Raw genomic sequence first — 13,746 nt, 5'->3', positions numbered from 1 at the left:
GCGGCTTTTTTTTCGCTCTCGTACGGGTGCGCGAGGCGCGGGTATTCAGCCCTGCGCGCGCTCGAGCGGCGGCGCGCTCACCCCTTGCCGCACGCTGACCCGGCCGAGATCGCGCATGAAGCGGTCGCGCCAGACCGAGACATTGTTCTCGCGCAGCTGGGCCATCATGTCCTGATAGCGCGCGAGGCGCTCGGCAAGCGGCATGGCAAGCGCGGTGCCCAGCGCATCGGCCATGCCGTCGATATCGAGCGGATTGACGATCAGCGCGCCCGACAGCTCCTGCGCCGCGCCGGCGAAGCGCGAGAGCACGAGCACGCCCGGATCCTCGGGATCCTGTGCCGACACGTATTCCTTGGCGACGAGGTTCATGCCGTCGCGCAGCGGCGTGACGTAGCCGACGTTCGACGCCCGGAACAGCGCGGCCAGCACCGCCCGTTCGTACTGGCGATGGATGTACCAGATCGGCGTCCAGTCGAGTTCCGCGTAACGGCCGTTGATGCGCCCCGACTCCGCCTCGAGGCGCAGCCGGATGTCCTGATACGCGTGCAGGTCGGCGCGCGTAGGCGGCGCGATCTGCACGAACGAGACCTTGTTGCGCTGCGCCGGCGCGTGGTCGAGCAGGCGTTCGAAGGCGCGAAAACGCTCCACGAGCCCCTTCGAGTAATCGAGCCGGTCCACGCTCATGATCACCTTGCGTCCGTGCAGCGTGGACTTGAGCGTGCGCACCGGCTTGCCGCGCTCGCCGGCCTTGGCGAGTTCCGCGATCTCGTCGGGATAGACGCCGATCGGGTAATCGCCCGCGCAGAGCGTCTGCCCGAACGCCTCGATGCGCGTGAGGCCGTCCGGCTGCAGCGCCGTCGTGCCCCCCGCCTCGTTCACGATGTAGTCGCAGAACGCGCGCAGATCGGGTTTGGTCTGGAAGCCGAGCAGGTCGAACGCGCACAGCGCCTCAACCAGCTCGCGATGCGGCGGCACCGCGAGCAGCACCTGCGAGGCCGGAAACGGAATGTGCAGGAAGAAGCCGATGCGGTTCTTCACGCCCGCCGCGCGCAACGCCTGGGCGAACGGAATGAGGTGATAGTCGTGGACCCAGATCACGTCGTCTTCGCGCAGCAGCGGCACGAGTTGCTGCGCGAGCCACGCGTTCACGCGGCTATAGCCCTCGTATTCGTGGCGGTCGTACTGGACGAGATCGGCGCGGTAATGGAACGCGGGCCAGAGCGTCGCGTTCGAGAACCCGCGGTAGTACTGGTCGTAGTCGCGCCGCAACAGGCCGATGGTGGCGAAGGTGACGGCCCCGCGCTCCTCGAGCGCGATCTGCGGCTGGCCGGAGGTGAGCACGTCCCCGCTCCAGCCGAACCACATGCCGCCGGTTTCCTTGAGTGCGTCGTACACGCCCACCGCGAGGCCGCCCGCGGCTGGACCGCCTTCGGAAATCGGCGCGACGCGGTTCGACACGATGATCAATCGGCTCATGAGGGGCGGGGTCCGTGCAGGAAATCGGGAAGGCGTGGCGCGCGCGAGGCGAGGCTTCGGCTCGGGCAAGGCAGGCAATCTACTTGGGTGATGGAGCGACGCATGCGTGCGATCACCGGGCGCCCGGCATGGCCGCAACGAGCGAGGCGAGCCAGCCGATCAGCGCGTCGACCGAGTCGACGCGCGTCTGCGCGATGGTGTCGCCGCCGCCGACCTTGATCGACAGCCCGCCCAGCGCGTTGACGACAGAGAAACCCTTCTCGTCGGTCAGGTCGTCGCCGGCGAATACCGGGCTGCGGCCCGCGAACGGCGGCTCGTCGAGGAACGCGCGCAGCGCGCGGCCCTTGTCGACGTCCTTCGGCTTGATTTCGTAGACCATCTTGCCGGGCTGCAGCACGTAGGCGTCGGCGTAATCGGCGGCGAGGCGCTCGGTCGCCGCGCGCGCTTCGGCCTCTCGCTCGGGCGCGTTGCGGTAGTGCAGCGCGAGCGACGCGCCCTTGATCTCGAGCAGCATGCCCGCATGCGTACGCACCACTTCCGCGAGCACCTGCTCCATGTGCAGCAAGCGCTGGTCGTTGAAGCCGACACGCTGCGTGTCGCCGTTGGCATCGCGCCGCTCGGCGCCGTGCAGGCCGGCGACGGGCAGATCGGGCATGCCGAGGAAACCGTCGATGCTCTCGATGCCGCGCCCGGAGACGATCGCCACCGCGCCGTGCGTCGCGCGGCGCAACTCGCGCAGCAGCGCGAGCATGTCGCGACGAACGAGCACGCCATCGGGCGTGGGCGCGAGCTCGACGAGCGTGCCGTCGAAGTCGAAGAAAAATGCCGTCTGTTCAGGCGGCAGGACTGCCGGAAGTGCTTGCATTGCGTTCTTTTCACCCATCGGCCTGCTGGCCGGGTATGGCCCCGGGCTGCGCCCAGGGAAAGTGTGCGAATCTTACCGCGCCTTGGATCGATTATCGAGAAAGTAAGGGGCTGACCGCCTGTGCAGGCATCCCGGACTCGAAGATGCGGCATATCGACGCGAGCAATCGCGCCGACCGGGGCGCGCGCGACCGCGCGGACCCAATTTTGCTACAGTCGCAGCGACAAGCCGAGCCTGATGGTCTGAGCGAGCGCGGCCGACATAATCCATATCGAGTCGACGAGATTGCCTTTGTTCCCCACCTTCGAGCCCACGCTGCGCACGTTCCGCACCCGCTTGAGCCGCTATCTCCGCGGCGGCATGCGTAGCCTGCGGCACGCGGCGGTGGTGGCCGGTGCGGTGCTGCTCGCCGCGTGCTCGCACCCGGGCGAGGCGTGGCAGCTTACGAACGTGAGCGGTCATCTGCCCGACCTGGACTTCGCGCTCACGGCCGACAATGGCCAAAGCGTGACCGGCGCCAGTTTTCGCGGGGACACGACGCTCGTCTACTTCGGCTACACGCATTGCCCGGACGTCTGTCCGGAAACCATGGCGCGCCTGATGCAGGTTATAGCGAAGCTCGGCCCCGATGCGGACAAAGTGCGGATACTCTTCATCAGCGTCGATCCGGCGCGCGACACGCCGCAGGCATTGCACGCCTATGTAGGCGCGTTCGACGCGCGGCATGCGCGCGGCCTGACCGGCACCGACGCCCAGATCGAGTCGCTCGCGCGGCGCTACCGTGTGGCCTACCAGATGGAAAAGCGCGACCCCGACGGCAGCTACGAGGTCACGCACAGTTCGGCCGTGTATGTGTTCGACGCGCAAGGCCATGCGCGCCTGCTCGCCACCGACCACGACTCTCCGGACGCGATCGCGCATGACCTGCGCCGCGTCATAAACGACACGGCGTGAACGCATGCGGCCTCGCCGGTCCAATCATCGGGTTTTGACGCAACAGCAATCGCAACAGGAAACGTTATGACGAAGAACCTCAAGTCACTCACCGTCTCGCTCGGCTGCGCGCTGAGCACCTTCGGTGCGCTCGCCGCCTTCGCGCCCGCCGCACACGCCGCCGCCGGCACGCTGAGCGCGCAGGACGCATGGGTGCGCTGGCTGCCCAACGACCTCCCGGCCGCGGGCTACGTGACGCTCAAGAACGATGGCGACCAGCCGGTCGACCTCGTGGGGGTATCGAGCGACGCTTACGGCATGGTCATGCTGCATCAGACGGTCTCGAATGGCTCGACGCAGAAGATGATCATGGTGCACAAGGCGACGGTGCCTGCGCACGGCACGCTCGCCATCGCACCGGGCGGCTATCACCTGATGCTGGAGAAGGCGAAGCACAAGGTCGCGCCGGGCGACACGGTGAACGTGAAGCTGCAGTTCTCGGACGGCGAAACGCTCGACACGCCGTTCGCGGTCAAGCCGCCCTCGGGACAGTGACGCCGCAGCAATACCACCGCGCGCATACACCGCATTTTTCATTGGTTGCGCGCGCAAGCAAGTTGAATCCGCGATGAAGCCGCCGCCATGCTCGCGATGACCCTGCTCTACTGGCTCCAGCCCTGGGAGCCTTCGCCGACCGTGATGATCTGCACCCTGCTCGCCGCGGTGCTGTTCGTGCGCGGCAAGCGGCACGCGCGGGTGTCGCTCGCACGCCAGATCTCGTTCTGGTTCGGGCTTGGCGCGCTCTACGTCGTGCTGCATACGCGCCTCGACTACTACTTCGAGCACGAGTTCTTCATGCATCGCGCGCAGCACCTGGTGCTGCACCATCTGGGGCCGTTCTTCATCGCGCTCGCCTACCCGGGCGCGGCGCTGCGCGCGGGCATTCCGTTCAGGTGGCGGCAGCGCTTCGTGCGCCCCGCGCTCGCCGCACGACCCGTGCGCGTGGCGCTCGACATCGTCATGCATCCCGTCGTCGCGGTCGGGCTCTTTGTCGGGCTCATCTACTTCTGGCTCTTTTCGCCGATCCACTTCATCGCGATGCTCGACTGGCGTCTCTACCGCGTCATGAACTGGAGCATGGTGATCGACGGGCTGTTGTTCTGGTGGCTCGTGCTCGACTCGCGCCCCGCGCCGCCCGCGCGCCTCTCGCCGGGCAAGCGCGTGCTCGTCGTGATCGCGGCGATTCCGCCGCAGATCGTGCTCGGCGCGTTCATCTTCTTCACGCCGCGCGAGCTTTACCCGGTCTACTCGATCTGCGGCCGCGCGTTCACCTGGCTCTCGCCCATGCGCGACCAGCAGATCGGCGGCCTGCTGCTGTGGATTCCGGGGTCGATGATGAGCGTGGTCGGCGCGCTGGTCGCGCTGCGCCACTGGATGCGGCTATCCGCGCGCGGACGCTTGCAGCGGGACCGGCGGCCCGGCATGCGTCCGGCAGACGGCGAGCGTCAGGAGGAAGAGCGCCCCTTGCGCACGTAACGCACTCGAGTGCCGGCGCAAGGTGTGACACACGTCGAATCAGGCCGAGCGCATCCACACGTGCGGAATGCCGTCCTCGTCGTGAATCTCGCCAACGGGTGAGAAGCCGAACGCACCGTAGAACTTCTGCAGGTGCGCCTGCGCATGCAGACGCATGGCGACGTCCGGCCATTGACGGACGATCTGCGCGATGGCGCGTTCGAGCAGCGCGTTGCCGAGCTTGATGCCGCGGTGGTTTTGCGACGTCACCACGCGGCCGATGCGCACGTCGGCGTCATGCGCGTCGGGCAGCAGCACGCGCAGATAGCCCGCGAGCTCTCGCACGCCGCCCTGCTCGCTCCATGCAAACAGATGCCACGCGCCGAAGTCGAGACCGTCGATATCCCCATACACGCAGTTCTGCTCGACGACGAACGCGTCGGAGCGCAGCTTGAGCATGGCGTAGACTTCGCGCGCATCGAGCGCATCAAAGGCTTTCCATTGCCAGTCGAATTGGGGCAGCGGCAAGGCGGTGGACTGCAAGGTCATGGTCGGTGATTTCCGTCAAAGCATCGTCAATGACCACGATTATGCCGCGCGCCGCGCGCGCCACAAACCCGCCACTGCGCAGCGCTCACTTGCGCCGGCGCGGTTGCTCGTATTTGCGCCAGTACTGGAACGGCTCTTCGTGCAGATCGATGTCGAGATCGACGATGCGTGCCTGCATGCTCTCCTGCGCGTCGGCAATCGCCTTGTTGTAGACCGCCGGCGCGATCTCTTCGAGAAAGAAGCCCAGCAGCGCGCCTGCCGCGACGTTGCCGATCGGCTCCTCCATGTTCGCGTCGAAATAGCGCTGGATGGAGGCAATCGCTTCGCTGCGCGCGTCTTCGGGGAGTTCGATGGACATGTTGGGAAACCGCAGAGGAAGGGTTGCGGCTATTTTGCGCCACGTGCGTTCGCGCATCGCGAAAAACGCAGCAAGGCGGACGCAAAAAACAAAAGCCACCCGAAGGTGGCTTTTGTTTTGCATCTGGAGGCGCGAGCCGGAGTCGAACCGGCCTACACGGCTTTGCAGGCCGCTGCATAACCGCTTTGCTATCGCGCCAGAAGCGGACTGACCGGGGTGCGGAAAACTGCTTGCGCTCGCAACGACCGGACAGATTTGTTTGATGGCTTGATACGCTCAAAGCCTGCCAAACAAAAAGGGAAGCGCTGCTTCCCCTTGGCATTTGGAGCGGGAGACGAGTCTCGAACTCGCGACCTCAACCTTGGCAAGGTTGCGCTCTACCAACTGAGCTACTCCCGCAAATGTCCTGCTTTACTGCGACTTTTACTGCTTCGGCACCTCGTTTTTCCTGCTGAAAAAACGCCGCACCTTGAAATCTGGAGCGGGAGACGAGTCTCGAACTCGCGACCTCAACCTTGGCAAGGTTGCGCTCTACCAACTGAGCTACTCCCGCATATCTGCTTCAGATTTCGCCGAATTTTCAACTAACTTCAGCTTATCTTCTGCGATCTCTACTGCATCTGCCTACTTGCTACTTCGTCGTGCAGCGGAGAAGTGAGATTATGTATAACCCGCAGAATCGTGTCAACCCCTTCGCGTGATCTTTTTGGAAAAAGACATAAGGGATTCACAAGCTCCCGCGTTCGCGGATCTGGGGCCACGCGAGCTTCATGTAGTAAAGCATCGACCAGATCGTGAGGAACGCCGCCACGTAGATGAGCCACGCGCCCCACACGCGCGAGTCGAACAGCGTCACGCCGCCGAGCGTGAGCGGCGCGTAGAACAGCAGCATGGGAATCGCGACCATCTGGCACGCGGTCTTGAACTTGCCGAGCGAATTCACGGCCACGCTCTTCGACGCGCCGATCTGCGCCATCCACTCGCGCAGCGCCGAGATCGCGATTTCGCGTCCGACGATCACGAGCGCGATCACGGCGTCGAGCCGCTGCAGATGCACGAGCACAAGGAGTGCCGCGGTCACCATGAGCTTGTCAGCGACGGGGTCGAGAAAAGCGCCGAACGAGGAGGTCTGATTCCACTTGCGCGCGAGAAAACCGTCGAACCAGTCCGTGAGCGCCGCCAGCACGAAGAGCAGCATCGCCAGCACGTTCTGCTGCATCGGGGAAAGCATCGTCTGCGGCAGATAGAACACGCCAACCACGAGCGGAATCGCCAGGATCCGCAGCCAGGTCAGGAGAATCGGGATATTGAACGGCATCGGCTGGCGCTATCTGTCGGGGAGATGCAATTATGGGAGATGCAATTGTGCCGCGTCGCCGCACGTGCCACAAGCAACCGTAAGGAATGGCCAGGCCGGAGCTGGCCAACGACGCCGCCGCATCAGTGCAGCTGCTGGTAGATCTGCTCGGCGAGCGAGCGCGAGATGCCCTCCACGCTCGCCAGATCCTCCACGCTCGCCGACATCACGCCGCGCAGGCCGCCAAAGCGCGCGAGCAGGCGCTGGCGACGCTTCGCCCCCACGCCCTCCAGCTCTTCGAGACGCGAAGTCTGACGCATTTTGCCGCGCTTCGCGCGCATGCCCGTGATGGCGAAGCGGTGCGCCTCGTCGCGGATCTGCGCGACGAGCATGAGTGCGGCGCTCTCCTTGCCGAGTTCGAGCGGCGCGCGGCCATCGGCGAACACGAGCGTTTCGAGGCCGACCTTGCGGCCCTCGCCCTTCGCCACGCCCACCAGCATCGCCGGATCGAGACCCAGTTCGGTGAATACCTGGCGCGCGATCTCGACCTGCCCCTTGCCGCCGTCGATCAGCACGATGTTGGGCAGCGTGCCGCCGGGCGGCGGGGCTTCGACGGTCTCGCCGGCCGCCATAGCTTGCGCCTCCGCATCCGGGTCGGCCGGATCGGGCGCCGGCACGGGCGGCGCAGGCGTCTCGTCGGCTTCGGCGCGCGCCGCTTGCGCGACCATCTTCTCGTAGCGCCGCGTGAGCACCTGGCGCATGGCGGCGTAGTCGTCGCCGGGCGTGATGCCCGTGATGTTGTAGCGCCGGTACTCGGCCGACTGCATCTTGTGATGGTGATAGACCACGCATGAGGCCTGGGTCGCCTCGCCCATCGTGTGGCTGATGTCGAAGCACTCGATGCGCAGATGCGCGAGATCGTCCAGTTCGAGCCCGAGCAGTTGCGCGAGCGTGCGCGTGCGGGCCTGCTGCGAGCCCTGCTCGGAGAGCAGACGCGCGAGCGCGAGGCGCGCGTTTTGTTCGGCCATCGCTAGCCATGCGCGCTTCTGACCTTGCGGCTGACGCAGCACCGCGACCTTGTGCCCGGCCTGCTCGCTCAGCACGTCCACGAGTTCGCGGTTCGCGGGCGGATGGCTCACGACCAGCACGGGCGGCACGCGGTTGCCGAAGTAATGCTGCGCGATGAAGGCGTCGAGCACTTCCGATTCGATGCCGATCTCGCGCGTCCTGCGCGCATCCGCCTGCGGCTCGAGTGCGGCCGTGGCGGATTCGGCATCGCTTGCCGCGTCGTCATCGCCGGCGAGATCGGCCGCAATGGCGAGCGGGTCCGCTTCGAGCGCCGCATCGTCATGTGCGTCGTCCGCTTGCGCTTCCTCGACGTAGTCCTCCACCGTCTTGCGCGCGAGCGTTGGCAGCGACTTCAGCGCGCTCGCCGCAACCACGGTCTCGCTGTCGATTTCCTCGGCGACGCCGCCCTCCTCGTCGGTCAGCGCGCGCTCCACATGCGCGGGGAAATACGCCTTGTCGCCCAGATGCCGGCCGCCGCGCACCATCGCGAGATTCACGCAAACGCGCCCGCCCAGCGCCACCACGGCGAGAATATCGACGTCGCTCTCGCTACCCGTTTCGATGGCCTGTTGATGCAGCACTGTCGAAAGCGAACTCATCTGGTTGCGCACGGACGCCGCCTGCTCGAACTTCAGCTCGGAGGCGAACGCGTGCATCTTCGTCTCCAGTTCCCTCATCACCTCGTTCTGGCGGCCCAGCAAAAAGCGCGATGCGTTGCTCACGTCGCGCGCGTAATCCTCTTCGCCGATGGCGCCCACGCAAGGCGCCGTGCAACGCCCGATCTGATGCAGCAGGCAAGGCCGCGTGCGGTTGTTGAACACCGAGTCCTCGCAGGTGCGCAACTGGAATACGCGTTGCAGGATCTGGATGCTCTCGCGCACCGCCGAGGCGCTCGGAAACGGCCCGAAGTACTGGTTGTTGCGATCCACTGCGCCGCGGTAGTACGCCATGCGCGGGAACTTGTGCCCGGTGATCTTGAGAAACGGATACGACTTGTCGTCGCGAAAAAGGATGTTGTAGCGCGGCGTGAGCGCCTTGATGAGGTTGTTCTCGAGCAGCAGCGCCTCGGCCTCGGAACGCGTGACCGTGGTTTCGATGCGCGCGATACGCGTGATCATCATCGCGATGCGCGGTGAAAGCTGCGTCTTGGTGAAGTAGCTCGACACGCGCTTTTTCAGGTCGCGCGCCTTGCCGACGTAGAGGACCGCGCCTTGCGCGTCGTAGTAGCGGTACACACCCGGCAGATGCGGCAACTGCGCGAGCGCCTTTTTCGGGTCGAAAACGTCGGTGTCGGTCATCCAGTTTCGGGGACGGGCGGTGCGTCGAGAGAGATGAGACCTGGCCTGGCGCCGCCGTCGCGACGCATTCATGGCTGTGTCCTAGAATCGCAAGTTTAGATCATTCCATGCCGCACGGAGCCTGCGCCGAACCTGCCGGCCGGGCGTTCCCCACCCGCTTGCAGCATGGCGGTCCTGATTCTCCGCGTCGTCCGCCACCCATGACAGAAGCCCCCACGCCCACCACCGCCAGCGCTAGCGCCATTGCCTGCGACCTCTTTTGCGCGGTCATCGACAATTTCGGCGACATCGGCGTGTGCTGGCGGCTCGCGCGCCAGCTCGCGCACGAGCACGGCTGGCAGGTGCGCCTCTTCGTCGACGACCTGCACGCGTTCCAGCAGCTCTGCCCCGCGCTCGACCCGGGCCGCGCCACGCAAGCGGTCGAAGGCGTAGTGATCGAACACTGGCACGCGCCCGAGCATGCGGGCGACACGCTGCAGATCGCCGATGTCGTGATCGAGGCGTTCGCGTGCGAGCTGCCGGGCGTCTATGTCGCGGCGATGGCCGGGCGGGCGCGCAAGCCCGTCTGGCTCAACCTCGAATATCTGAGCGCCGAGGACTGGGTCGCCGACTTTCATCTGCGGCCCTCGCCGCACCCGCGCTACGCGCTCGCCAAGCACTTCTTCTTTCCCGGCCTCGGCCCCGGCACGGGGGGCGTGCTCAAGGAGCGCACGCTCGATGGCGGGCGCGCGGACTTCGAGCGCTCGCCCGACGAGCGTGACGCATGGTGGCAGCGCGCCACGGGCGGCCCGCCGCCCGGGCCGGACGCCACCGTGATCTCGCTGTTCGCCTATGAGAACCCCGCCGTCGACCCGCTGCTCGAGCAATGGCGCGACGGCGCGAAGCCGGTGGTCCTGCTCGTGCCGGAGGGCCGCATCTCTGGCGCGCTCGCGCGTTTTTTCGGGCAGCCGGCATTCGGTGCAGGCTCGCAGGCCACGCGCGGCGCGCTGCGCGCGCACGCGTTGGCGTTCACCGAGCAGCGCGGTTACGACCCCCTGCTGTGGGCGAGCGACCTCAACTTCGTGCGCGGCGAGGACTCGTTCGTGCGCGCGCAATGGGCCGCGCGACCGTTCGTGTGGCACATCTATCCGCAAGCCGACGACGCCCATCTGCCGAAGCTCGACGCCGCGCTCGCGCACTACGGCCGCACGCTGCCGAAGGCGCCGCGCGCCGCGCTCGAACGCTTCTGGCATGCATGGAATGGCCGCGGCACGCCGGACTGGGCCGATTTTGCGCAGCATCTGCCGGTCTACACGGCGCGTGCCGACGCCTGGGCGGCCGAGCTCGGGCAGGTTGGCGATCTCGCCGGAAATCTCGCCGAATTCGCAAAAAGTCAGTTAAAATAAGCGGTTATCCGACGGCAGCCGTCTCAAGCGCTTCGAGTTCCGCGCCCTCCATCGTGCACGCATGAAAGAGGGTCGCAGCAACTGCAGCAGCAGCAACCGAATCCGCTTGCGACGTTTGCCGTCGAGCACACTCGAAGCTACTCAATCTGGACAGGACAGTTTTTTACTATGAAGACCGCACAGGAACTCCGCGTCGGCAACGTCGTGATGATCGGTAACGACGCAATGGTCGTGCAGAAGGCCGAATACAACAAATCGGGCCGCAACTCCGCCGTCGTGAAGATGAAGTTCAAGAACCTGCTGACCGGCGCGGGCATGGAAACCGTGTACAAGGCGGACGACAAGTTCGACGTCGTCGTGCTGGATCGCAAGGAAGTGACGTACTCGTACTTCGCCGACCCGATGTACGTGTTCATGGACGCCGACTACAACCAGTTCGAAGTCGAAGGCGAGATGATGGGCGACGCCCTGAACTACCTCGAAGACGGCATGGCCTGCGAAGTCGTGTTCTACAACGAGAAGGCCATCTCGGTCGAACTGCCGACCGTGCTGGTGCGCGAGATCATCTACACGGAACCGGCCGTCAAGGGCGACACGTCGTCGGGCAAGGTCCTGAAGACCGCCAAGCTGAACACCGGTTTCGAGCTGCAAGTGCCGCTCTTCTGCAACATCGGCGACAAGATCGAAATCGACACGCGTACGAACGAGTACCGCAGCCGCGCCTAAAAGCAGCCTGAACGCAGCGTCAGGCCAACAAGGCGCCCGCCCGCCGCCCCGGCGGCAAAAGGCGGACACCGCGATGAAAGCGCCCCCTCGGGGCGCTTTTTCTTTTTTTGCCGAACGTGTATGTTTGAGAGTGCTACGGAAAACCTTACCGGTTATGCGCAATGGATTGCGTGCTTGCCGCCTTTAGCGGGCAAGCGGCCAAGCATGCGCGGCGCGCACCGGTCAAAGTGACTCCCGCGGCACGGTTTCTGCTGTGGGGTGAGAGAGCATGCGTACCACGCTCTTTCCCCTTATCAGGAGAAACACAATGAACAACGACATTGCCGAAGGCAAGTGGAAGCAGATGATCGGCAAGGCCAAAGCGGCATGGGGCGAGTTGACGGACGACGAACTCGCAAAGGCCGAAGGCCGTGCGGATCGGCTCGCCGGGCTTATCCAGGAACGTTACGGCAAGACGCGTGACGAGGCAGAACTGGAAGTGCGCCGCTGGTTCGACGCGCACCGGCCACGCGACTGACGCACCGTCCACGGCATGGCCGGTGCGGTGGTCGCCCACTTGCAGGCAAACAGGGGGTTGCACGCATGCCAAAGCGCCTCGCGCTTCGGGCTTGCGCTGCTGCTCGGCCCCGCCGGCGGTTCACTGCCCGGCAACGCCGTCGCGCCCCCGTTCTGGCGCAGCACAACTGGGAGGACCGGAACTGAACACCCTGCTACGAGACATCTCCGTGATCTCGGTGAAATCTTTCGCATCGTGCCGCGCTCCCGCGCGCCGCGCGGCTGCCTGCCGGGGCGCGTGCGCGACCCCGCGCGCGCAGCGCCGGCGCGACCGCGCTCATCCGTAAGCCGCTACCGCCATGCCACACGCCCTGATTGTCGAAGACGATCCCAATAGCCTGTCAGGTCTCTCTGCGATCCTGTCGGCCGACGGGTTCTCCGTCGACACCGCTGCCACCCTCGCCGAAGCGCGCGCCGCCCTAGCGCGCTTCATCCCCGACGTCGTACTCGTCGACCTGAACCTGCCCGATGGCGGCGGCCTCGAGTTGCTGCCGCATTTGCCCGCGCAGCCGCCAGGCGGCGCGCTGCCCGTGATCGTGATGACCGGCAACGCCACGGTCGAAAGCGCGATCGAAGGCCTGCGCCACGGCATCTGGGACTATCTGCTCAAGCCCGTCAACATTCCGCGCCTGCGCAGCCTGCTCGCGCGCATTCCGCGTCCTTACGAGCTGACCGAGGAAGTCCGCGCGCTGCGCGCCACGCTGCGCAAGATGGGCCACTTCGGGCCGATGCTCGGGCGCAGCAGCGCGATCCAGCATGTCTACGACACGCTCGAACAGCTCGCGCCCACCGAAGCGGCGCTGCTCGTGCACGGCGAAGCCGGCACGGGCAAGGAAGTCGCGGCGCGTACGCTGCACCAGCTGAGCCGCCGCCGCAAGGGGCCCTTCATCGTGTGCGACGCGCGCTCGCTCGTGGCCGAGGCGGCCGCGGGCCGGCCGCTGGCGAGCGTGCTGTTCGGCCACGAGCGCGGCGCGTTCAGCGGCGCGGAACAGCGCGAGCCGGGTCTCGTCGATCAGGCGAGCGGCGGCACGCTCTTCATCGACGAGCTGACCGACCTGCCGCGCGAGCAGCAGGAAACGCTGCTGCGCGCGCTCGATTCGCAGACCTTCATGCGCGTGGGCGGCAACAGCGAGGTGGGCACCGATTTCCGCCTGATCGCGGCAACCCGCGCGAACCCGCGCGAGGCCGTCCAGCAGGGCGCGCTGCACGACGATCTGTGGCTGCGCCTCGACGCCGCGGCGATCCAGCTGCCACCGCTGCGAGAGCGCGACGACGACGCCGCCCTGCTCGCGCTCGCGTGCATCGACGAACTCAATCAGGAGGCCCAGGCGCACGGTCTGGCCGGCGCGACGCGGCTCGTCGCGCCCTCGTTCATCCGCGAGTGCCTCGCGTATGACTGGCCCGGCAACGTGCGCGAACTGCACGAACGCGTGAGGCGCGCGTGGCACGCCTCGGGCGAGGTGCTGGAAACGCTGCAGGCGGAGGAAAGCAGCGGCGCGGGCCCGCGCGAGATGAACGGCGGCCGCGTGCAGGTCACCGTGGGCACGCCGCTCGCCGACGTGGAGGAAATGCTGATCCGCGCGACGCTCGACGCCGTGGGCGGCACGCGGCACCGCGCCGCGTCGCTGCTCGGCATCAGCCCCAAGACGCTCTACAACAAGCTCCAGCGCATGCGGCTGAACTGAACCGGCAAAGCGCACGCACGTTGTAAAAAGGCTGCC

The 13,746-nt window shown here is 66.2% G+C and carries 13 protein-coding genes and 3 tRNA genes; 7 read left to right on the top strand and 9 right to left on the bottom strand.

Going from position 1 to position 13,746, the window contains the following annotated elements; genetic code table 11:
• Positions 1–45 precede the first annotated feature (45 nt).
• On the bottom strand, positions 46–1,476 hold the full coding sequence (gene otsA / locus AB4Y42_RS14570; RefSeq protein ID WP_368686598.1) for an alpha,alpha-trehalose-phosphate synthase (UDP-forming): 1,431 nt from the start codon (positions 1,474–1,476) through the stop codon (positions 46–48).
• 112 nt (positions 1,477–1,588) lie between these two features.
• Positions 1,589–2,341 (bottom strand): trehalose-phosphatase, encoded by a 753-nt coding sequence (otsB, locus tag AB4Y42_RS14565; protein WP_368686599.1) that lies wholly within the window; start codon positions 2,339–2,341, stop codon positions 1,589–1,591.
• A gap of 360 nt (positions 2,342–2,701) precedes the next feature.
• On the opposite strand from otsB, the gene AB4Y42_RS14560 reads away from it, so the two are divergent.
• From AB4Y42_RS14560 to AB4Y42_RS14550, 3 genes are all read left to right on the top strand, one after another.
• Positions 2,702–3,295: an SCO family protein gene (locus AB4Y42_RS14560; RefSeq protein ID WP_368694741.1), complete on the top strand. Its 594-nt coding sequence runs from the start codon at positions 2,702–2,704 to the stop codon at positions 3,293–3,295.
• 66 nt (positions 3,296–3,361) lie between these two features.
• A complete protein-coding gene (locus AB4Y42_RS14555) occupies positions 3,362–3,829 on the top strand; it encodes a copper chaperone PCu(A)C (RefSeq protein ID WP_368686600.1) in 468 nt (155 codons plus the stop codon).
• Positions 3,830–3,925: 96 nt separating this feature from the next.
• Positions 3,926–4,810, top strand: a complete 885-nt coding sequence (locus tag AB4Y42_RS14550) for a cytochrome c oxidase assembly protein (protein ID WP_368686724.1) — start codon at positions 3,926–3,928, stop codon at positions 4,808–4,810.
• Between the two features lie 39 nt (positions 4,811–4,849).
• Here AB4Y42_RS14550 and AB4Y42_RS14545 read toward each other — a convergent pair whose 3' ends face one another.
• The 7 genes from AB4Y42_RS14545 to uvrC form a co-directional block, all read right to left on the bottom strand.
• Positions 4,850–5,338, bottom strand: a complete 489-nt coding sequence (locus tag AB4Y42_RS14545) for a GNAT family N-acetyltransferase (protein WP_368694590.1) — start codon at positions 5,336–5,338, stop codon at positions 4,850–4,852.
• A gap of 85 nt (positions 5,339–5,423) precedes the next feature.
• The gene (locus AB4Y42_RS14540) at positions 5,424–5,696 is read right to left on the bottom strand and encodes a DUF2164 domain-containing protein (RefSeq protein WP_233882287.1); all 273 of its coding nucleotides are present in this window, start codon (positions 5,694–5,696) and stop codon (positions 5,424–5,426) included.
• 124 nt (positions 5,697–5,820) lie between these two features.
• A tRNA-Cys gene (locus AB4Y42_RS14535) sits at positions 5,821–5,894 on the bottom strand.
• A 125-nt stretch (positions 5,895–6,019) separates the two neighbouring features.
• Positions 6,020–6,095, bottom strand: a tRNA-Gly gene (locus tag AB4Y42_RS14530).
• Positions 6,096–6,173: 78 nt separating this feature from the next.
• Positions 6,174–6,249, bottom strand: a tRNA-Gly gene (locus AB4Y42_RS14525).
• Between the two features lie 174 nt (positions 6,250–6,423).
• A complete protein-coding gene (gene pgsA / locus AB4Y42_RS14520; protein ID WP_042261239.1) occupies positions 6,424–7,014 on the bottom strand; it encodes a CDP-diacylglycerol--glycerol-3-phosphate 3-phosphatidyltransferase in 591 nt (196 codons plus the stop codon).
• A 122-nt stretch (positions 7,015–7,136) separates the two neighbouring features.
• Positions 7,137–9,359, bottom strand: coding sequence for an excinuclease ABC subunit UvrC (gene uvrC, locus AB4Y42_RS14515; protein ID WP_368694589.1), 2,223 nt, complete (start codon positions 9,357–9,359; stop codon positions 7,137–7,139).
• 200 nt (positions 9,360–9,559) lie between these two features.
• On the opposite strand from uvrC, the gene earP reads away from it, so the two are divergent.
• The 4 genes from earP to AB4Y42_RS14495 all read left to right on the top strand — a co-directional run bounded on the left by earP (position 9,560) and on the right by AB4Y42_RS14495 (position 13,710).
• On the top strand, positions 9,560–10,744 hold the full coding sequence (gene earP, locus AB4Y42_RS14510; RefSeq protein WP_368686603.1) for an elongation factor P maturation arginine rhamnosyltransferase EarP: 1,185 nt from the start codon (positions 9,560–9,562) through the stop codon (positions 10,742–10,744).
• A gap of 168 nt (positions 10,745–10,912) precedes the next feature.
• Positions 10,913–11,470: an elongation factor P gene (gene efp, locus AB4Y42_RS14505; RefSeq protein WP_133183590.1), complete on the top strand. Its 558-nt coding sequence runs from the start codon at positions 10,913–10,915 to the stop codon at positions 11,468–11,470.
• Between the two features lie 307 nt (positions 11,471–11,777).
• Positions 11,778–11,987 (top strand): CsbD family protein, encoded by a 210-nt coding sequence (locus AB4Y42_RS14500; RefSeq protein ID WP_368686604.1) that lies wholly within the window; start codon positions 11,778–11,780, stop codon positions 11,985–11,987.
• 337 nt (positions 11,988–12,324) lie between these two features.
• On the top strand, positions 12,325–13,710 hold the full coding sequence (locus tag AB4Y42_RS14495) for a sigma-54 dependent transcriptional regulator (RefSeq protein WP_342921866.1): 1,386 nt from the start codon (positions 12,325–12,327) through the stop codon (positions 13,708–13,710).
• Positions 13,711–13,746 lie beyond the last annotated feature (36 nt).

This window comes from Paraburkholderia sp. EG286B (assembly GCF_040965655.1).
Lineage (GTDB): Bacteria > Pseudomonadota > Gammaproteobacteria > Burkholderiales > Burkholderiaceae > Paraburkholderia.
Note: the sequence above shows the minus strand (reverse complement) of the source record. Positions and strands in the feature narration are given on the sequence as shown.